Consider the following 19,158-nt stretch of genomic DNA (forward strand, 5'->3'; position numbering starts at 1 on the left):
CCCTTATCAGAGACCCATTCTCGACTCAAAGTTAAATTCCTGTTCCAGGCCAACCGCGAGTCCAACAACCGCACCCACCATGCAAAGAGTTGGTCCACTCAGGAAGGCCCGCTGGACCTGCCGATCGATGGTCGCCAAGGTCCCGACGATGCGACGCTCCCGGTCGGTGGTGCCATTCTCGATCACGGCAATGGGAGTCGAGGCCGGCAGGCCATGGGCGATGAGCTGCGCCGCGATCTGGGGCAGCGCGCCCGCCCCCATATAGATGACGACGGTCTGCCGCGGCCGGGAGAGCATCTTCCAGTCCAGATCGACCGTGCCGTTCTTCAGGTGGCCGGTGACCAGAACGCAGGCCTGGGCATGGTCGCGATGGGTGAGCGGAATGCCCGCGCTGGAGGCACATCCCAGGGCCGCCGTCACGCCGGGCACGACTTCGACCGCCACGCCCGCCTTGACCAGCGCCTCGACCTCCTCGCCGCCGCGGCCGAACACGAAGGGGTCGCCGCCCTTCAACCGCACGACGCTCTTGCCCGCACGGGCCAGCGCGACCAGGCGGTCGTTGATCTCCTCCTGCGGTACGCAATGATTCGCCCGGCGCTTGCCGACATAGACCCGCTCGGCGTCGCGGCGCGCCAGCGAGAGGATCTCGTCCGAGACCAGCCGGTCGTAGACGAGGACGTCGGCGCGCTGCAGCAGGCGGTGCGCCTTCAGGGTGAGAAGATCGGGATCGCCCGGCCCCGCGCCGACGAGATGGACCATGCCGGCCGACGGCGCCTCGCTGCGGAAGCCGTCCAGCAGGCGGATCAGTTCGCGGCGCGCCCCGATCTCGTCGCCGGCCAGCGCCAGTTCGCCGACCCGGCCTTCGAAGACGCGATCCCAGAAGCGACGGCGGGCGCGCGGCACGACCAGGGTGCGGCGCACCTGTTCGCGGAAGATCTCGGCGAAGCGCGCCAGCCGCCCCAGCGCCGCCGGCAGGGTGCGTTCGATCTCGGCACGGATACGGCGGGCCAGCGCCGGCGCAGTCCCGCCGGTCGAGATCGCGATGGTGATCGGCGCGCGATCGATGATCGCCGGCATGATGAAGCTCGACAAAGCCGGCCGGTCGACGACGTTGACCGGAAGACAGCGCCGCTGCGCGGCATCCGCAACGCGCGCCTGCAGGGAGTCATCCTCGGTGGCCACGATGACCAGCGACATGCCTTCGAGGTCGCTTTCGTCGAACGAGCGGCCGGCCCAGGAGATGTGTCCTTCGGCAATGAACTGGGCGACCTCGCCGCCGACCGTCTCGGCGATGAGCGAGACCTGGGCTCCGGCCTTGAGCAGCAGTTCGGCCTTGCGGGCCGCCGCGTCGGCACCACCGACCACCAGCGCCCGGCGCCCGGGCAACGAGAGGAAGATCGGAAAAGCCTGCATCACGCGACCTTCTTCACAACACGCGCGGTGCGCAGCAGGGCGCGGATTTCGGGACGGCAGGACCCGCAATTGGTGCCAGCATGCGTGATCGCGCCGACCGCCGCCAACGACGCCGCACCGTCGGCGATGGCAGCCTCGACGGCGCCGCGCGAAACGCCGAAGCAGGCGCAAAGCTCGCCGCCTCGGTGCGCTTGCGTACCACCGTGCAGCAACTCCTCGCGCCGCTCCGTCGTCAACCGGTCGAGCGCCATGTAGGGCGCCAGTCGGTCGCGCGCCTCGACGTCATGGGTCGGCTCCAGCATCATCACCGCCTCGACGCGGCCATCGCTGATGACCGCCCCGACGCCGCTCTCGCCGATGAGCCACGGCCCCGGATTGGCGGTGCGCACGGCAGCGGACAGGATGCGTTGTGCAACGGCGAAGGGCTGGTCGCCTGCAACGGCGTAGGCATGGAATCCGGCGCCCCTGATCCGCGCCCAATATGGAATCTCAGGCAGCATGATCGGGCGACGAGCGAGAATCGTGCCATGCCAGCGCATATCTAGGCGGCGTATCTCGACAGGCGTGTGTTTCAGTTCGGGTTGCCCCGAGATGGGATCGACCGCAGGGTTCACGGCAGCATTGATCCGCCCCGCCCGACTCATCTGCGCGGTCCAGTGCATCGGTGCGAAGGCCTCGCCTACGCGTACCCAATCGGTCACATGAACCCGGAAGATGCCACGGCCCCACATGCTCTTCACTTCGGCGATATCGCCGTCCCCGAGCCCGCGCGTCGAGGCATCATGCGGATGCAAGTCGATCACAGGCTCGGGTCGATGGCCAGCGAGTCGCACCGACTTCCCGGTGCGCGTCATCGTGTGCCACTGGTCGCGCACGCGGCCTGTGTTGAGGATCAGCGGGCACGCCTCGTCCGCCGCATTCGCAGGCGGACGCGGTGTCACGGCGATGAAGCGCGCGCGACGGTCGGCGTGGAAGAAACCACCGTCGCCGAAGAAGCGCCGATCCGCACCGCCTCCCCACACGAACGGCCGAAGCGCGTCGTAGGCGGCATCGTCGATGGAGGCGTAGGCACCGATGTCGAAGTCGCGTGTGCCCGCATTCTCGAAGCCGGAGAGTGCGGCGTGTTCGCGGAAGATGTCGGCCACGCCGCGCCAGGCAAAGGCGTCGCCATGACCGAGGCGCCGCGCGACCTCCGAGACGATCCACCAGTCCTGCTTCGCCTCGCCGGGCGGCGGCAGGAACGGACGTTGGCGCGAGATGCCGCGCTCGGAATTCGTCACCGTGCCGTCCTTCTCCGCCCAGGCGAGCGCCGGAAGCCGGATGCGGCAGGCATCGACCGTGTCGCTGGCGCGAATCGCCTCGGAGACGATCGAGTATTCGCAGCCGCGCAGGGCCTCGCCCACCACGTCGGCATCGGGAAGGCTGGCGACCGGATTGGTCGCCATGATCCACACCGCCTTGATGCGGCCGGCGCGAACGCCCTCGAACAGCTCGACCGCCTTGAGCCCCGGCTTGGTCGCCAGGCGCGGTGCCCGCCAGAATCGGGTGACCCGGTCGACCTCGGTCGGGCCGAAATCCATGTGGGCGGCGAGCGTATTGGACAGCGCCCCGACCTCGCGCCCCCCCATCGCGTTGGGCTGGCCGGTGATCGAGAAGGGCCCCATGCCGGGCCGGCCGATCCGGCCGGTCAGCAGGTGGCAGTTGATCAATGCATTGACCTTGTCGACGCCGGCGCTCGACTGGTTCACGCCCTGCGAATAGAGCGTCACGACTTTCCCCGTGCGGGCGAACCAGTCGATGAAGGTTTCGATGTCGCTTCGCGGCAGGCCGCAGGCGGCCGGATCCGTCGCGCGCGCCGCGGCAAGCGCCGCATCGAGACCCGAAGTGTGCCGGTCGACGAAGGCGCGATCGATGACGTCGCGGTCCGCGAGGCCGGCCAGCAGCAGATTGAACAGCGCCACGTCGCTGCCGGGCTTCAGTGCCAGATGAAGATCGGCGATGTCGCAGGTTTCCGTGCGGCGGGGATCGATGACCACGATCCTTATCGAGGGCCGCGCGTGCTTGGCCGCCTCGAGCCTCTGGAACAGCACGGGATGGCACCAGGCGAGGTTGCTGCCGACCAGGACCACGAGGTCGGCCCGCTCGAAATCCTCGTAGAGGCCGGGAACCGTGTCGCTGCCGAAGGCACGCTTGTGGCCCGCCACCGACGACGCCATGCACAGCCGCGAATTGGTGTCGATGTTGGCGGTGCCGAGGAACCCTTTGATCAGCTTGTTGGCGGCGTAATAGTCCTCGGTCAGCAACTGGCCGGACACGTAGAAGGCGACGGCATCGGGCCCGTGTCGATCGATCGTCTCGCGGAAGCCGTCCGCCACCGTGTCGAGCGCGACATTCCACGACACTCGCCGGCCGTCGATCTCGGGATGCAGCAGGCGATCCTCGAGCGAGAGAGTCTCACCCAGGGCCGCCCCCTTGGAACAGAGCCGTCCGCGATTGGCGGGATGGTCATGATCGGCCGCGATGGAAGCGCCGCCCTTTCCGTCGGGCGTCGCGACAATCCCGCATCCCACGCCGCAATAGGGGCAAGTGGTGTGGACAGGTGCCGTCATGGTGCCGCGACCGGGCAGCTGCTAGTACACATCGCGCTGATACCGGCCGGCCTTGGCGAGGCCATCCAGCCAGGCTTTCGCCTCCGTGGCGCTCTTGCCGCCCGGTCCCATCGCAATGTCCATCAAAGCCGTCTCGACATCCTTGGCCATGCGCTTGGCGTCGCCGCAGACATAGAAGTGTGCGCCCCGCTCGAACCACGCCCAGAGTTCCTCTTTATTCTCGCGCATGCGCGTCTGGACGTAAATCTTCTGGGCCTGGTCGCGCGAGAAGGCGAGGTCCAGGCGGGACAGCACGCCACGGCGTTGCCAGTCGGCGATCTGGTCCTCGTAGAGGAAATCGGTGCTGCGCTTCTGATCGCCGAAGAACAGCCAGTTCTTTCCCTTCGCCCCGCGCGCGTCGCGTTCTTCGAGGAAGGCGCGGAACGGTGCGATCCCGGTGCCCGGCCCGACCATGATGGCCGGCGCATCATCGTCGGCCGGCGGCGCAAAGCCGTGGGCCTTCTGCACGAATACAGGAATGACGTCGCCTGGCTTGGCGAAATCGGCGAGGTAGCAGGAGCCGATGCCGGTGCGCGTGCGGTCGTTGGTATCCCAGCGCACGGCCGACACGGTGAGGTGAACTTCGCGCGGATGCACCTTGGGCGACGACGCGATCGAGTAGAGGCGTGGCTGCAGCCGGTCGAGCGACTTCAGGAGGCCGGGCAGCGAAGGCGAGACCGAGGGGAAGGCCAGCAGCAGATCGAGGAGATCGGCCTCCGCCAGTTCCGGCGGTCCCTCGCCCGCCGCGAGCGCCTGGAGCTTGAGCGCCTCCTCGCCATTGAAGGCGCGCGTCGCCAGGAACAGCATGCATTCGTCGCTTGGGCGGGCGATATCGACCTTGCTGAGCAGGGCCTGTCGCAACGGCAACGCCTCGTGATCGATGCCCACCATCTCCTCGCCCGTGGCGCCGAGGCGATCGAGGACCGCCTGCACGAGCTGCGGGTTCTTGCGCGCGAAGACGCCGAGACTGTCGCCGGCTTCGTAGGTGATGTCGCTTGCGGAAAGGTCGAGGACGACGTGCCGCACGTCCTTCTCCGAACCAGGGCGGTTCAGGGGATGGGCGTCGACCAGGGTGGCAAGCGCGGGCCGGTCGCGTGAGAAGCCGACCTGGCTGGGGGGCTTCACCGAAGGCGCCGCCACGGCCGAACCGTCGCGCATCGGTTCGAGTGCCGTGATGAGCTCCTTCACCTTGCGATGGGTCTCCTTGCCGCCCGGCACGCAGCGGCCCATGTCGGCCTCGGCGCCGGACCAAACGGCCTCGGCATAGGTCTGGCAGAGATAACCGCACTGGCCGCAATCGAGCTGCGCCATCGCGGCCATGAGCTGGCGCTCGGGCTTGCTGTCCCTTGCCAGTTCGAGCCGCTCGGCGAGCGGCAGTGCCGCGTCATGCCAGGGAAAGTCCTCGGGCTCGGCCGGCGCCGACGTTGTCGTGTCCGCAGCGCCACCGTTCACGCCGAGATAGGCGGCGAAGAAGCCGTTCAGCCAGGCGCGTTGTTCGGACGAGAACGGTGCATTCTCTGGGATGATCTGCGGGATGGTCGAAATCGCGTTCATGCCGCAAGCGCCGAAACAGGAGCACGCTCGGCCAGCTCGCGCAGCGCGGCGATGTCGTGTCGGCGGCAGAATTCGAAGAAGGATTCGGCCGGCGACTGTCGGTGCGCGAGATAGGCCACGAGCAGCCGTTCGACCAGCGGCGGCAGCTCGTCGTAGGCCACCGAGGTCGCATATTCGCGCGCCATCGCCTGCTCGGCGGTCGAGGCCGCGCCGCCGCCGATGAAGACGTGATAGCCCTCGACGCTCTCGTCGCCGCGCTCGACCTTGGCCGCAATCAGACCGATGTCGCCGATGTAATGCTGGGCGCAGGAATGATGGCAGCCGGTCAGATGGATGTTGATCGGCGTGTCGAGCGCCAGCCGCGTTTCGAGATAGTCGGCGAGTTTCAGCGCATGACCCTTGGTGTTCGCAGCCGCGAACTTGCAGCCGGCATTGCCGGTGCAGGCGATCAGGCCGCGCCGGATGGCGCTGGCCTCGACACGGAGACCGAGAGCCGCGAGGGCGGCGATGCAGACGCCGATGTCGCGATCGGCCACGTCGGAGATCAGCAGGTTCTGCCACACGGTCAGCCGGATCTTGCCGCTGCCGAATCGCTGGGCGATCTCGGCGACGGCGCGCATCTGCTCCGCGGTGATGCGGCCCACCGGCAGGACGAGGCCGAGATAGTTGAGGCCTGATTGCCTCTGGGCATGCACGCCGACATGGCCGTGCTTGTCGGCCAGCACGCGCGGAGTCGCTCGCGCGCCCGCGGCCCGGCGCAGCGTCGCGCCATATTCCTTTTCGACCTCGGCCACGAAAGCGTCACGGCCCATGCGGTGGATCACGTATTTCAGGCGGGCCTTCTGGCGGTTGGTGCGGTCGCCATGGATCGCGAAGGCGCGCACGACCGCACCGGCCACCGGCACGCATTCCTCCGGCTTCAGCAGGATTCCGGTCTCGAAGGCGAAATCGAGATGGCCGGTGATGCCGCCCAGCTGGAGGCGGAAATAGATGCCGGGCTCGAACCCCTCGCCGCCCGTCACCTCAGTCGCGACGAAACCGATATCGTTCGTATCCTCGAGCACGGGCACGCGACCGCCGCCGTCGAAGGCGATGTTGAACTTGCGCGGCAGGCCGTACATCTCGCGATGATTGAGGATGTAGTGATGCATGGCGCGGCACAGCGGCCGCGTGTCGTAGAGTTCCTGGCGATCGATCCCGGCGGTCGGGCTGCCGGTGATGTTGCGGATATTGTCGGCGCCTGAGCCGCGCGCCGTCAGCCCGAGATCCTCCACGGCCAACAGAAGGTCGATCGCGGCGTGCGCGGGAATTTCACGGATCTGCAGGTTGGCGCGGGTCGTCACGTCGGCATAGCCGCCACCGAAGGCATCCGCCGCATCGGCCAGGCCGCGCATCTGCCAGGCATTCAGGATGCCGTTGGGAATGCGCAGCCGGCACATGAAGGAATTCTCGGCCGGCGCGACGTAGAACAGCCCGTGATACTTGGTGAGGAAGACGTCCATGCCTTTGGGGAACTGCCCCGCCTCGGCGCGCCCCGCCATCTCGTCCCAGCGGTCGAGCGGATGGCGGGCGCGCTTGGCCGTTTCCTCCGCGACCAGCTTGCCGCCCGCCGCCACGGCGCGGTCCTGGGCGGCATGCTGCAATGCGTCAGGGCCGGTTGGCGTGCCGCCGCCGGCCGGAGCGCCCGCGCCGCGCGCGGCAAGCTTGTCCGCCGCCTTGCGCGCCTCGATGCCACTAACGAAACCCTGCAGCCACTGCTTCTGAGCGTCGTCGAATTCCTCCGTCATGCGGCCCGTGCCGGCACCCTGTGGCGTGCGTAGAGGAACTCAAGCACCGCCGCACGGCAGCGCGCATATTCGGCGTCGGTCGCGAGTTCGAGCCGGCGGCGCGGCCGGGCCAGGTTGATCGGGAGGATCTCGCCGATCGTGGCGGCAGGGCCGTTGGTCATCATCACCACGCGATCCGACAGCAGCACCGCCTCGTCGACGTCGTGGGTGATCATCATCACCGTGTTGCCGAGTCGTGCGTGGATCTCCATGACACTGTCCTGCAGATGGGCGCGGGTCAGCGCGTCCAGCGCGCCGAACGGCTCATCCATCAGCAGCACCTTGGGCTGCATGGCGAGCGCCCGGGCGATGCCCACCCGCTGCTTCATACCGCCGGACACTTCATGCGGCCGCTTGTCCTTGGCCTGGGCCATCTGCACCAGTTCGAGATTGTGCATTACCCAATCGTGACGTTCGGCCTTGTTCTTGGAGGAGCCGAACACCTTGTCGACGGCGATGGCGATGTTGCCGTAGACGGTGAGCCACGGCAGCAGCGAGTGATTCTGGAACACGATGGCCCGGTCGGGCCCCGGCTCGTCGACCACCTTGCCCTCAAGGAACACCTCGCCGCTGGTCGACTTGAGCAGGCCGCCCAGGATGTTGAGCAAAGTCGACTTACCGCATCCGGAATGGCCGATCAGCGAGACGAACTCACCGCGCTCGATGCGCAGGTCGACATCGCGCAGCACTTCCGTCGCCATCTGGCCGCGACGGAAGCTCATGCCGATCTGGTCGAACTTGAGGTAGGACTGTGTGGTCATGGTCTGTGCTCCTACTGCGCCGAGACGCCGTGCGAGACGAAGTGACCGACCCCGGCGATCAGCTTGTCGAGCAGGAAGCCGACGATGCCGATATAGACCAGGGCCACGATGATGTCGGAGATGCGCGAGCTGTTCCACGCGTCCCAGATGAAGAAGCCGATGCCGACGCCGCCGATCAGCATCTCGGCCGCCACGATGGCGAGCCAGCTCAGGCCGACGCCGATGCGCAGCCCGGTGAAGATGTAGGGCACGGTGGCGGGCAGCGTGATCTTCCAGAACACTTCCCACCACGAGAGCCGGATCACGGCGGCGACGTTGCGATAGTCCTGCGGGATGTTCCGCACGCCCACCGACGTGTTGATGATGATCGGCCAGATCGAGGTGATGAAGATCACGAACAGCGCCGACGGATCGGCATGGCGGAAGCCCGCCAGCGACAGCGGCAGCCAGGCGAGCGGCGGCACGGTGCGCAGGACCTGGAAGATCGGATCGAGGCCACGCATCGCCCAGGTACTCTGGCCGACCAGCACGCCCAGCGCGATGCCGACGACGGCGGCGAGGCTGAAGCCGATGGCCACGCGCCCCAGGCTCTGGGAGATCTGCCAGAAGGCGCCCTTGTCCACGCCGCCGTTGTCGTAGAACGGATCGGCGATGAAGTCCCACGCGTCCGACACGACCTTGGTGGGCGGCGGCAGACGAGCCCCCGGTTCCGAGCAGAGGAGCTGCCAGACGAACAAGGTGACCGAGAGCACGATGAGCGGCGGCAGCACGACGCTCATCACATGCTTGACCACGTCCAGGGTGCGTTCCAGCGCCGGCCGCATCGGCGGCCGGAAGGGAACGATCTCGGCGGAGGTTTCCGGCACCGGAACGGCGCTGGCTATCGATACGCCCGTCTTCGCCATCGCCTGCATCACGCCACCTTCTTGATCTGGAGGCTGGCGAGGTAGGCCTTCGGATCGGCGGGATCGAACACCTTGCCGTCGAAGAAGGTTTCCTTGCCGCGCGACGTGGTCTTCGGCACGTCGGCTTCGGCAGCGCCGATGTTCTTGGCGGCGCTGCGCCACAGATCCTCGCGATTGACCTTGCCAATGATCGCCTTGGTGTCGAGGTCCATGGGCAGCTTGCCCCAGCGCTGGTTCTCGGTGAGGAACCAGAGTTCATGGCTCTGGTAGGGATAGGAGACGCCGCCGTTCCAGAACTTCATGAGCAGATCGCTGCCCTTGACGGTGCGGCCATCGCCGTAGTCGATGTCGCCCTTGATGCGATCGATGATGTCGGCCGGCGGCACGTTGAACCATTGCCGCTTGCCGATGATGTTCGCCATCTCGGCCTTGTTCTCCATCTTCTCGCACCATTGCTGGGCTTCCATGACGGCCATCAGCACCGCCATCGCGGCCTTGGGGTTCTTGTCGACCCAGTCGGCACGCATGCCGAGAGTCTTCTCGGGGTGATCCTTCCAGACTTCGCCGGTGGTGCAGGCGGTGTAACCGATGTTCTGGTGGACGAGCTGGTCGTTCCACGGCTCGCCGACGCAGAACGCGTCCATATTGCCGACCTTCATGTTGGCCACCATCTGTGCCGGCGGCACGACGATCGTGGAAACGTCCTTGTCGGGATCGATGCCGGCGGCGGCAAGCCAGTAGCGTATCCAGACATCGTGGGTGCCGCCCGGAAAGGTCATGGCGCACTTCACTTCCTTGCCCGCCGCCTTCTTCTTGGCGAAGGCCTCCTTGAGCGGCGACGCATCGGCCTTGGCGTCCAGGCCCTTGAATTCATTGGACACCGAGATGCCCTGGCACTGGTAGTTGAGACGCGCGAGGATATACATCGGCGTCGGCTTGTTCTCGGCGGTGACCGTACCGAGCGACATGAGATAGGGAAGCGGCGTCAGGATATGGGCGCCGTCGATGCCGCCTGAGGCCGAGCCCAGCACGATGTTGTCGCGAGTCGTGCCCCATGAAGCCTGCTTGGCGACGTTGGCGCCGGTGATGCCGTATTTGTCGAAGATCTTCTTTTCCTTGGCGATGATCAGCGGCGCCGCATCGGTGAGCGCGATGAAGCCCAGCGTGACCTTGTCGGTCTCCGGCCCCGCGGCTTGCGCGAAGGCACCGCCCGGGAACGAGGCGCGCACGGCGCTCATCAGGGCTGCCGTTGCCGTCACGGCGCCGGCGCTCTTGAGGATCTCGCGCCGGCCCGGGCCTTTGCGGCCGTTGTTATTTCCCATGGTTGCTCTCCTGCTGTTTGAAGATCGTTGAGGTTTCTTTGCTGGGGTCGAACACCGACCCGTCGAGGAAACTGTCAGGTCCCATCGCGACCGGTGCGCCGTTGGTCGGGAGAATCCAGGGATCGGGATGGGCGCCCTCGATCTTGCGGTCGATGAGGGGGCACGGCAGACCGAGCTCGCTGGCGGCGGCGCGGTAGATGTCGCTGCGAAACACGCGGTCGGCGATGGCGCGCATGTCGGGACGCGGCGCCACCTGTCCCCAGCGCACCATCTGCGACAGGTACCAGTCGGCATGGCTGCGCCACGGAAAATTGGCGAGCTGGCGATGGAAGATGTGGAAGTCGGGCAGGCTGAGCGACCGCGCGATCACCTCGGCCGGCACGTTGAGGAAGCGCGGCGACGCCAGGATGCGCGCCGCCTCGGGCCGGTTCGCCGGATGGTCGAGCCAGGCGCCGGCCTCGGTGACGGCCTTCACCAGCGCGATCAGCGTCTTCGGGTTGCGCTGCGCCCACGCTTCCGTCGTGCCGAGCATCTTTTCCGGCATCGAGTCCCAGATCTGCCGGCTGGACGCGGCGATGCGGCCGATGCCGAGCGAGGCGGACTGCTGATTCCACGGTTCGCCCACGCAGTAGCCATCGATCGTTCCCCCCGAGAGGTGAGCCACCATGTGCGGCGGCGGCACGACGGTGAGGCGTACGTCGCGGTCGGGATCGATGCCGCCCGACGCCAGCCACAGGCGCAGCAGGTGATTGTGCGACGAATAGGTGAAGACCGACGCGAGCGTGACGAGTGGCCGGCCCTCGCGGGGGCGGCGCGCGACGACGGCGGCCAGAGCGCGCACATCGAGCGGCGCACCGGCGGGTAGATTGTCGCCGACGAATTCCGGGGCCGCTTCCGCAATCTCCCGCCACAGCGCGTTGGAGAGCGTGATCGAGTTGCCGTTGAGATGCAGCGTCATGGCCGCGATCATCGGCACGTTCACGCTGTCGATGCCGAGCGTGGTGGCGAGCGGCATGGGCGAGAGCATGTGCGCCGCGTCGAGCAGGCCGACCGCGAGCTTGTCGCGAATGTTGGACCACGAGACTTCGCGGCGCAGTTCCACATCGAGCCCGTGACGCTCGTAGAGGCCGAGTACCTCCGCGAACAGCAGCGGCGCACAGTCGATGAGGGGGATGAACCCCACCTTGACCCTTGGTCGCTCTATGTTTCCCACGCCGCGTGACTCCAAAAAAAAAACGCCCCATGCGGACGCCGAAAGGCGACCGTGTGGGACGTCGTTGTCCGATGAAGGCAGACCGCCATTGGCCTGCCGGTGAAAAATCAGGAGCCGCCCATCTTTGGGCGCCTCGCCTGTAGAGCAGCAGGAAGCATGCCAACGGCTGGACGCGATGCACGGGCCCGCCAAGTCGCTGTTTTGTCTCGAAAAGTGCGCACAGCGATCAAAGGTGGCCTATTGGCCGCGACACGAGGGTTGCTCACAAATACGGCATGGCCGCCGAAGAGGCAGGCACACCGACCGCTCAGAACTTGAGCGCCTTCGCGTAGGTCAGCAGATCCTGGGCGACTTCGCCGATGCGTTTGTTCTGGTCCATCGCGAGCTTGCGCAGCAGCTTGTAGGCCGCCTCCTCGCCAATGCCCTTCTGCTCCATCAGCAGGCCCTTGGCACGATCGACCGTCTTGCGCTCTACCAACGACAGGCGCGCGCGCTCGAGCTCTTCGCGCATCGAGTGATAGCGGTTGAAGTGCGCGACCGCGACATCGACGACCGGCTGCACGCGATCCTGCGTCAGGCCCTTCACGACATAGGCCGAGACGCCGGCCTCCATCCCGGCAGCGATCGTGGCGGGATCGGAGCGGTCGGCGAAGAGCGCGATCGGCCGCGGCTGCTGCTCGGTCGTGCGCCGCAGATCCTCGATCGCGTCGCGGCCGGGATTGTCGATGCTGATCACGATCACGTCGGGTTGCAGGACGCTGACGCGCGTCGCGAGATCGTAGGTGCCGTCCAGTCGCGCAAGCAAAACGTAGCCGGCGTCCCGCAATCCCGACTCCACGATCTCGGCGCGGGCGGGATTGTCGTCGATCAGTACCACGGACAACGGTTTAGACACGGGCGGCGGCTACAACTCTCTTCAAGCCGCGGGGCGCAACTTCCGTGCCACCGATGTTACGGCGCCGATTCGATGCGCTTTCCGTCCACCCAGCGTCCCGGGCTCGTCTTGCCGTCGGCATCGGTGTACTGGCCGTAGCCGTTGCGCTGCCCGCCGCGAAAGCTGCCCTCGTAGCGCTCGCGCTCGCCGATCCGCTCGATGCCCGGCCCGTCGAGAACGTCGCCGTGAAACTCGCCGCCCTGCACGACGTTCGGATCGGTCAAGGTGCGGCGCAGGGCGAGACCTTCGAGACGGCCGCCGACGAAGTTGCCTTCCGACCGCTCGACGCCCGGCTTCTCGCGAAGCCCGAGCCCGGTCGATTTTCCTTCTTTCCATTGGCCGGCATAGCGCGTGTCGTCAGCGAGTCGCACCGTGCCGAGGCCGTTCATCAGGTCCGCGCTCCAGTCGCCGGCCTGGCGTTCGCCATTGCCCAGTTCGGCGACGCCGAGGCCCTGGCGCTTGCCGTCGACGACTTGGCCGACATAGCTCGCGCCACCGCTGTAGCTGAGGCGCTCGCTGTTCTCGAGATCGGGGCGTGCCGCACGAGCCGCCACGATCCGTGCCTCGCCGGCCATGGCGCGCGCGGCTCGGGCCGCCTCCTCGGCGCGTTCGAACGCGGCCCGGGCCTCGGTCGCGGCGCGCGTCGCCTGGTCGGCCAGCGCCTTCTGAGGCGAAGTATCGGCAGCCGCAACGGGCGGCTTGGCGGGCGTCGCAGTCGTCGGGACCGGAGCAACAGGCGGCGGTGTCGACGCCGCCTGCGACGGTTCCGTCGGCCCGCCAATGGGGGCTGGCGACGGCAGGCTTGTCTGTGTCTCGATCGTGGGCGCGCCAAGGAAGCGCTCACGGATCTGCGGCGCATACTTCCAGCTCGCGGCGGCGGCCAGCACCAGCAGCACGATCGGCAGGCGCCGGCGGGCGAAGCCCTTGCGCCGCGAGACCGGCGGCTCGGAGTCGATCTCCTGGGTCGGAGGCCGGCTCGCGCCACCGAGCCGCGGACCCGACGAGATAACGGGTGACAGAGGCTCGGTCGTCATGCGTTGGGTCGGCGCATCCTCGACACGCGGCAGTGTCCCGCCGAACAGGGTGCGCCATTCGGCGATCGATTGCGGTCGCTGCTCGGGCGCGAAGGCCAGGCCCCGGTCGATCGCCGACAGCATCGACGGATCGAAGCGATCGGCATGGGTCACGGCCAGCGGCCGGTAGGGATCCGTGCCGACGCGGCTCACCGCCTCGGGCGGCGGGGACCCGGTGATCGCGTGATGCAGCACCGCCGCCGTCGCATAGATGTCGGTCCACGGCCCCTGCTTGCCGTCCATCGCGTATTGCTCGATCGGCGCATATTGCGGCGTCAGGATGCTGGTCAGCGTGCGCGTGCGGCCGCCCATCGCCTGACGCGCCGCGCCGAAGTCGATCAGGATCGGCACGCCGTCGCGCCGGACGATCACGTTCGACGGCTTGATGTCGCGGTGCAGGAAACCTTGGGCGTGCACGGCGCCGAGGCCGCTCAGCATGCCCTCCGTGAGACTCCGGATCTCGTCGGGCTGCAGCCGGCGGCCGGGCTGGCGCAGCAGCTGCGCCACGCTGTGGCCGTCCTCGAACTCCATGACCGTGTAGGCCGTACCGTTGGCCTCGAAGTAGCGCAGCACCGGCACGATATGGACGTGACGGAAGCGCGCCAGCGCCCGCGCCTCGTCGAGGAAGCGCTCTCGACCCCAGGTGAAATCGTCAGCGAAACGCGAGCCGCGCGGCGCCACCTGGCCATCGGCCCGACGCGTCGCGAACTCGACGGGCATGTATTCCTTGATCGCGACGAACTTGGCGAGCTGGGTATCGAAGGCTCGATAGGTGATTCCGAAGCCGCCATGGCCGATCAGCGCGTCGAGGCGATAATCGCCCAGTCGCGTGCCGACCGGCAAAGCTTGATCGTGTTCTGCTGTCATGGGCACGCGCAACCTCAGCCCCTAGATGCGCGCTCCAGAGCAGCCGCACAAGCGGCTGAATCGTGACTAGCGGCTGGCGTCCGAGGCAACGAACGACCGGAGCGGGCCAGCGTCGCGCATTTCGGGCATCAGCTGCATGATCATCAGCAGGACGCAAAGGCCAATTGCCGTCAGCATCGTGGCAGGGCCCGTGCGCAGATAGGGGGTGGGCGTCGAGGCCCGTCGCTCGTCCGTCATGTCGGACACCTCAAAAAATATAGACTTCATCAAAAATAACGGCGGCTCGTACGGCCCTGAAAATGGGCCAAGCCTGAGGCAAGCATAGATCACATCGCCTCAGAAATCCAACAAAGCCATGGAATCACAAAGGTTTAATAGATGATGTGAAGAACAAAAGCGAACCCCACAAGCGATGGCGTGCGACTTGCGTCGGACGGACACTTGAAGATCGCCAGCGAACTCCGGCCGCCGCCGGGTTAGGATCGTTCCATGAATACACCCCCACGCGACAATGTCAGGACCATCGTCCTGACCGGCGCCAGCCGCGGCATCGGCCATGCGACCGTCAAGAAATTCAGCGCCAATGGCTGGCGGGTCATCACGATCTCGCGCCAACCCTTCAGCGCGCTCTGCCCATGGCCGAGCGGCGGCGAGAATCACGTGCAGCTCGATCTCGCCGATCCCGTCGACATCGGCCGCGGCATCGAACAGATCCGCTCGCGCCTTGCCGGCGGCCGGCTCGACGCGCTGGTCAACAACGCCGCCATCTCGCCCAAGGGCAAGGGGGGTGGGAGACTCGGCGCGATGGACACGCCGTTCGATCTCTGGCGGCAGGTCTTCAACGTCAACTTCTTCGCCCCCGTGGCGCTGGCCCGTGGCCTGGTCGACGAACTGTCGAAGGCGCAGGGCTGCGTCGTCAACGTGACGTCGATCGCCGGCAGCCGCGTCCATCCGTTCGCGGGCTCGGCCTATGCGACGTCGAAGGCGGCACTCGCGGCGCTCACCCGCGAGATGAGCCATGATTTCGGACCGCGCGGCATTCGCGTGAATGCGATCGCACCGGGCGAAATCGACACCGCGATCCTGTCGCCGGGCACTGAGAAGATCGTCGAGGAGCAGATCCCGATGCGGCGGCTCGGCACACCCGACGAGGTGGCGGACGTGATTCACTTCCTTTGCGAGAAGGGATCGAGCTACGTTTCCGGCGCCGAGATCCAGATCAACGGCGGCCAGCACGTGTAGGAGTTCGCGATGGACAGCACGATCACCAGCTTCAAGGGCGAGACCGGCCGCGATGCGCGGCGGCGCATCCGTGCAGGGGCCGCCCGCCTGCCCACCTCCGGCATGGCGCCGGGCTATGTGCAGGGCAACCTCGCGATCCTGCCCAAGGCGCTCGCCGCCGACTTCGCCCGCTTCTGCATGCTGAACCCCAAGCCCTGCCCCCTGCTCGGCCAGTCGGAGCCGGGCGACTGGCGCCTGCCGACCCTGGGCGAGGATCTCGACATCCGCACCGACATCCCGCTCTACCGCATCTGGAAGAACGGTGAGCTTGTCGAGGAAGTCACCGACCTCAACGACGTGTGGCGCGACGACCTCGTCTCCTTCGTGCTGGGCTGCTCCTTCTCCTTCGAGGAGGCGCTGATCGAGAACGGCCTCGAGCTCCGCCACCAGACCTGCAACAGCAACGTGCCGATGTTCCGCACCAACATCGAATGCGCGCCGGCCGGCCCGTTCCACGGCCCGATGGTCGTGTCGATGCGCCCGTTCAAGCCGGCCGATGCGATCCGCGCGGTGCAGGTGACGACGCGCTTCCCCTCGGTGCACGGCGCCCCCGTGCATCTCGGCAAGCCCGAGATGATCGGCATCAAGGACATCGCCAAGCCCGACTACGGCGACGGCGTGCCGGTGCGCGACGATGAACTGCCCGTCTTCTGGGCCTGCGGCGTCACTCCGCAATCGGTCGTGGCGACGGTGAAGCCGGAATTCTGCATCACCCACGCGCCGGGCTACATGCTCGTCACCGACCTGCTCAACTCCCGCCTGGCCGTTCTCTGACGATGGCGTACCTGGAATTCGAGGGCCATGCCAAGGGCGCGGTCGAGCAGGTCACGGTCGACATCAAGGATCTGGTCATCGCCGGCTGGACCGGCCGCGACGTCACGGCGCTGAACCACCACATCGAGGAACTCAAGGCGATCGGCGTGCAGCCGCCGTCGCGGGTGCCGATCTATTACCGCGCCGCCGCGCAGATGCTGACCCAGGCCGATCGCATCCAGGTTCTGGGCGAGGACAGTTCGGGCGAGGTCGAGCCGGTACTGATCGGTGCCGCCGACAGGCTCTGGGTCACGGTCGGGGCCGACCATACCGACCGCAAGGTCGAGAGCTACGGCATCGCCGTCTCCAAGCAGATGTGCGCCAAGCCGATCGGCCGCACCGCCTGGCGCTTCGAGGAAGTCGAGCCGCACTGGGATCAGCTGGTTCTGCGCAGCTTCGTGCAGGAAGGCGGCAAGAAGGTCCTGTATCAGGAAGGCCCCCTGTCCAAGATCCGCGATCCGCGCGAGCTGATCTTCGCCTGGAAGGACAATAAGCGCCTGCCCATGGGGACCGTGATGTTCTGCGGCACCATGCCGGCAATCGGCGGCATCCGCTCCTCGTCGCGCTTCGAGATGGAACTCGAGGATCCCGTGCTCGGCCGCACGATCACCCACGCCTACGACATCGAGACCCTGCCGATCATCGCCTGAAGGCGATCTCCTGCGCGAAGATGCATGGCCCGGATGCAGCTCGGGCCTTGCGTGAACCGCGCCGGTAAACGTAGGTTCAGCGCCTTCGGGAGGAACAAGTGACGATCAAGGGCGCATACGACGGCATTACCGTTCTCGACTTCACGCAGGGCATCGCGGGGCCGCACGCGTCCATGCTGCTCGCGCTGCACGGCGCCGACGTCATCAAGATCGAGCCGCCGGAAGGCGACTGGGGCCGCGCGCTGGGCGAGCTGAAGGGCGACCATTGCGCCCATTCCGTCGCCTTCAACCGCGGCAAGCGCTCGATCGCCCTCGACCTCAAGTCGGCCGATGGCGTCGAGGTCGTGAAGAAGATCGCCGCCAAGGCGCATGTCGTGATGGAAAGCTTCCGCCCCGGCGTCATCTCGCGGCTGGGCTTCGGCTACGAGGACATCAAGAAGATCAATCCGAACGTCATCTACTGCTCGGTGTCGGGCTTCGGCCAGACCGGCCCCTACAGCAAGCGCCCGACGGTCGACGGCCTGATCCAGGCCTTCAGCGGCATGATGGTGATGAACAAGATGCCGGATGGCACGCCGTGGCGTCAGGGCATGATCGCCGTCGACGTGACGACCGGCCTCTATACCTTCCAGGCGCTGTCGACCGCGCTGATGCGCCAGTTCCGCTACAACGAAGGCTGCTTCATCGATTCCAGCCTGATGCGCGCCGCCGCCGCCTTCCAGGGCGCCAAGCTGATGGAGTGGGTATTCTCCAAGGGCGCACCGCCGGTCCTCTACATGCCGGCCGGAAGCTACAAGACGTCGAACGGCTACATCATGGTGAGCGCCATGCGGCCCCACCATTTCCGCCTGCTGTTCGAGCTGATCGGCCGCCAGGACATCGCCGACGACCCCGACCTGCAGAGCCATGAGAGCCGCATCAAGAATGCGCCGAAGATCATCAAGGCGCTGAACGAGACGATGCCGACCAAGACGACCGAGGAGTGGATCGCGATCCTGCAGCCCAAGGACGTGTTCTGCGAGCGGGTGAACAACTACTCCGACTATCTCGACCATCCGCACGTCAAGGAATCGGGCGCCATCGACTGGATCGAGCAGGACGGGTTCGGCCGCATGCCTGTCGCCAACATCGCGGGCCTCCCGCCCGCGTCGCAGCACGCGCCGCAGCAGCACGCGCCGCATGTCGGCGAGGACGGGCCCACCATCCTGAGCGAACTGGGCTACGGCGCCGCCGAGATCGACGCGATGCTGGTGCGCGGTGGCGTGCGGGCGCCCGCGCCGGCCGTCAAGGCAGCGGACTGAGCACGAAGCGTTCGATGTCGAGGCGGCTGCGCAGCCGCACGACACGCTTCTCTCCGGCCAGCGCTTCGCACTCCTTGGCGAAACGTTCGCGATTTCGGCGATGCGTCTTCAGCGCATAGAGCAGGATCGAGTTCCGGCTGAGAAAGGCGTTGGACAGGGTCTCTCGATTGCCGGTGCCCCACAGTTCCTCGCGCGTCACGGCGCGCTTCACCGTGCGCCGCAGCAGGCGCGACATCACGACGGGCAAGGGCAAGTCGAGCCAGACCAGCGTGTCGGCCGGACGCCACACGAGATCCCTCACCTGGCCGTAATTGCCGACGACGATCCAGCCGTCGTCGGCAGTCTCACGCTCGACGCGATGACGGAACAGATCGACCGGTGCCGGCTGCCAGTCGCGCCCCCAGAAGAGCGCATCGAGCTCGACCACGCGCAGGCCGGCACGCTGGGCGAGGCGCTCGGCCAGCCAGCTCTTGCCCGATCCCGTCGTTCCGAACACCGCCACCCGTCGCATGGACAAACTGTAGCGTCGGCCGGCGCCGTCCCACAGGAACGCTTTTCGCCACACCCCCCGCCCACCGCCGCTGTTGCCGCGTGGCG

General features: G+C 67.0%; 16 protein-coding genes. 4 read left to right on the plus strand and 12 right to left on the minus strand.

What is annotated here, in order from left to right; all coding sequences use genetic code 11:
• Positions 1–6: 6 nt before the first annotated feature.
• From cysG to ACT6UX_RS02650, 11 genes are all read right to left on the minus strand, one after another.
• Positions 7–1,413, minus strand: coding sequence for a siroheme synthase CysG (gene cysG / locus ACT6UX_RS02600; RefSeq protein ID WP_444773572.1), 1,407 nt, complete (start codon positions 1,411–1,413; stop codon positions 7–9).
• Complete coding sequence (locus ACT6UX_RS02605) at positions 1,413–4,022, minus strand: nitrate reductase (protein ID WP_444773573.1); 2,610 nt, start codon at positions 4,020–4,022, stop codon at positions 1,413–1,415. The genes cysG and ACT6UX_RS02605 overlap by 1 nt, the downstream gene beginning before the upstream one ends.
• 21 nt (positions 4,023–4,043) lie before the next feature.
• Positions 4,044–5,615: a sulfite reductase subunit alpha gene (locus ACT6UX_RS02610; RefSeq protein WP_444773574.1), complete on the minus strand. Its 1,572-nt coding sequence runs from the start codon at positions 5,613–5,615 to the stop codon at positions 4,044–4,046.
• Positions 5,612–7,402: a NirA family protein gene (locus tag ACT6UX_RS02615; protein ID WP_444773575.1), complete on the minus strand. Its 1,791-nt coding sequence runs from the start codon at positions 7,400–7,402 to the stop codon at positions 5,612–5,614. Before ACT6UX_RS02615 ends, ACT6UX_RS02610 begins: the two co-directional genes overlap by 4 nt.
• Positions 7,399–8,202, minus strand: coding sequence for an ABC transporter ATP-binding protein (locus tag ACT6UX_RS02620; RefSeq protein WP_444773576.1), 804 nt, complete (start codon positions 8,200–8,202; stop codon positions 7,399–7,401). Before ACT6UX_RS02620 ends, ACT6UX_RS02615 begins: the two co-directional genes overlap by 4 nt.
• 11 nt (positions 8,203–8,213) lie before the next feature.
• The gene (gene ntrB / locus ACT6UX_RS02625) at positions 8,214–9,116 is read right to left on the minus strand and encodes a nitrate ABC transporter permease (protein ID WP_444773577.1); all 903 of its coding nucleotides are present in this window, start codon (positions 9,114–9,116) and stop codon (positions 8,214–8,216) included.
• Entirely contained in the window at positions 9,116–10,429 is a 1,314-nt protein-coding gene (locus ACT6UX_RS02630; protein ID WP_444773578.1) for a CmpA/NrtA family ABC transporter substrate-binding protein, read from the minus strand. Before ACT6UX_RS02630 ends, ntrB begins: the two co-directional genes overlap by 1 nt.
• Complete coding sequence (locus ACT6UX_RS02635; RefSeq protein WP_444773579.1) at positions 10,419–11,642, minus strand: CmpA/NrtA family ABC transporter substrate-binding protein; 1,224 nt, start codon at positions 11,640–11,642, stop codon at positions 10,419–10,421. The genes ACT6UX_RS02630 and ACT6UX_RS02635 overlap by 11 nt, the downstream gene beginning before the upstream one ends.
• Before the next feature lie 307 nt (positions 11,643–11,949).
• Entirely contained in the window at positions 11,950–12,537 is a 588-nt protein-coding gene (locus ACT6UX_RS02640; protein WP_422009585.1) for an ANTAR domain-containing response regulator, read from the minus strand.
• Positions 12,538–12,593: 56 nt separating this feature from the next.
• Positions 12,594–14,516, minus strand: coding sequence for a protein kinase domain-containing protein (locus ACT6UX_RS02645; protein ID WP_444773580.1), 1,923 nt, complete (start codon positions 14,514–14,516; stop codon positions 12,594–12,596).
• Positions 14,517–14,582: 66 nt separating this feature from the next.
• Positions 14,583–14,753, minus strand: a complete 171-nt coding sequence (locus tag ACT6UX_RS02650) for a hypothetical protein (RefSeq protein ID WP_298309673.1) — start codon at positions 14,751–14,753, stop codon at positions 14,583–14,585.
• Between the two features lie 252 nt (positions 14,754–15,005).
• Between ACT6UX_RS02650 and ACT6UX_RS02655 the strand changes: the two genes are divergently transcribed.
• The 4 genes from ACT6UX_RS02655 (at position 15,006) to ACT6UX_RS02670 (ending at position 18,561) form a co-directional block, all read left to right on the plus strand.
• Positions 15,006–15,758, plus strand: a complete 753-nt coding sequence (locus ACT6UX_RS02655; RefSeq protein ID WP_444773581.1) for an SDR family NAD(P)-dependent oxidoreductase — start codon at positions 15,006–15,008, stop codon at positions 15,756–15,758.
• Positions 15,759–15,767: 9 nt separating this feature from the next.
• A complete protein-coding gene (locus ACT6UX_RS02660; RefSeq protein ID WP_444773582.1) occupies positions 15,768–16,571 on the plus strand; it encodes a putative hydro-lyase in 804 nt (267 codons plus the stop codon).
• A gap of 2 nt (positions 16,572–16,573) precedes the next feature.
• Positions 16,574–17,260 (plus strand): DUF2848 domain-containing protein, encoded by a 687-nt coding sequence (locus tag ACT6UX_RS02665; RefSeq protein ID WP_444773583.1) that lies wholly within the window; start codon positions 16,574–16,576, stop codon positions 17,258–17,260.
• 98 nt (positions 17,261–17,358) lie between these two features.
• Entirely contained in the window at positions 17,359–18,561 is a 1,203-nt protein-coding gene (locus tag ACT6UX_RS02670) for a CaiB/BaiF CoA transferase family protein (RefSeq protein WP_444773584.1), read from the plus strand.
• Here the strand turns inward: ACT6UX_RS02670 and ACT6UX_RS02675 are convergent.
• Complete coding sequence (locus ACT6UX_RS02675; RefSeq protein WP_444773585.1) at positions 18,545–19,126, minus strand: helicase HerA domain-containing protein; 582 nt, start codon at positions 19,124–19,126, stop codon at positions 18,545–18,547. The genes ACT6UX_RS02670 and ACT6UX_RS02675 overlap by 17 nt on opposite strands.
• Positions 19,127–19,158: the final 32 nt, after the last annotated feature.

The organism is Reyranella sp., assembly GCF_052439685.1.
Classification (GTDB): domain Bacteria; phylum Pseudomonadota; class Alphaproteobacteria; order Reyranellales; family Reyranellaceae; genus Reyranella.

Bases quoted from the DNA above. Each gene is read 5' to 3' on its own strand.
- cysG (WP_444773572.1), bottom strand. From the start codon at position 1,413: ATGCAGGCTTTTCCGATCTTCCTCTCGTTGCCCGGGCGCCGGGCGCTG.
- ACT6UX_RS02605 (WP_444773573.1), bottom strand. From the start codon at position 4,022: ATGACGGCACCTGTCCACACCACTTGCCCCTATTGCGGCGTGGGATGC.
- ACT6UX_RS02610 (WP_444773574.1), bottom strand. From the start codon at position 5,615: ATGAACGCGATTTCGACCATCCCGCAGATCATCCCAGAGAATGCACCG.
- ACT6UX_RS02615 (WP_444773575.1), bottom strand. From the start codon at position 7,402: ATGACGGAGGAATTCGACGACGCTCAGAAGCAGTGGCTGCAGGGTTTC.
- ACT6UX_RS02620 (WP_444773576.1), bottom strand. From the start codon at position 8,202: ATGACCACACAGTCCTACCTCAAGTTCGACCAGATCGGCATGAGCTTC.
- ntrB (WP_444773577.1), bottom strand. From the start codon at position 9,116: ATGCAGGCGATGGCGAAGACGGGCGTATCGATAGCCAGCGCCGTTCCG.
- ACT6UX_RS02630 (WP_444773578.1), bottom strand. From the start codon at position 10,429: ATGGGAAATAACAACGGCCGCAAAGGCCCGGGCCGGCGCGAGATCCTC.
- ACT6UX_RS02645 (WP_444773580.1), bottom strand. From the start codon at position 14,516: ATGACAGCAGAACACGATCAAGCTTTGCCGGTCGGCACGCGACTGGGC.
- ACT6UX_RS02650 (WP_298309673.1), bottom strand. From the start codon at position 14,753: ATGACGGACGAGCGACGGGCCTCGACGCCCACCCCCTATCTGCGCACG.
- ACT6UX_RS02655 (WP_444773581.1), top strand. From the start codon at position 15,006: ATGAATACACCCCCACGCGACAATGTCAGGACCATCGTCCTGACCGGC.
- ACT6UX_RS02660 (WP_444773582.1), top strand. From the start codon at position 15,768: ATGGACAGCACGATCACCAGCTTCAAGGGCGAGACCGGCCGCGATGCG.
- ACT6UX_RS02665 (WP_444773583.1), top strand. From the start codon at position 16,574: ATGGCGTACCTGGAATTCGAGGGCCATGCCAAGGGCGCGGTCGAGCAG.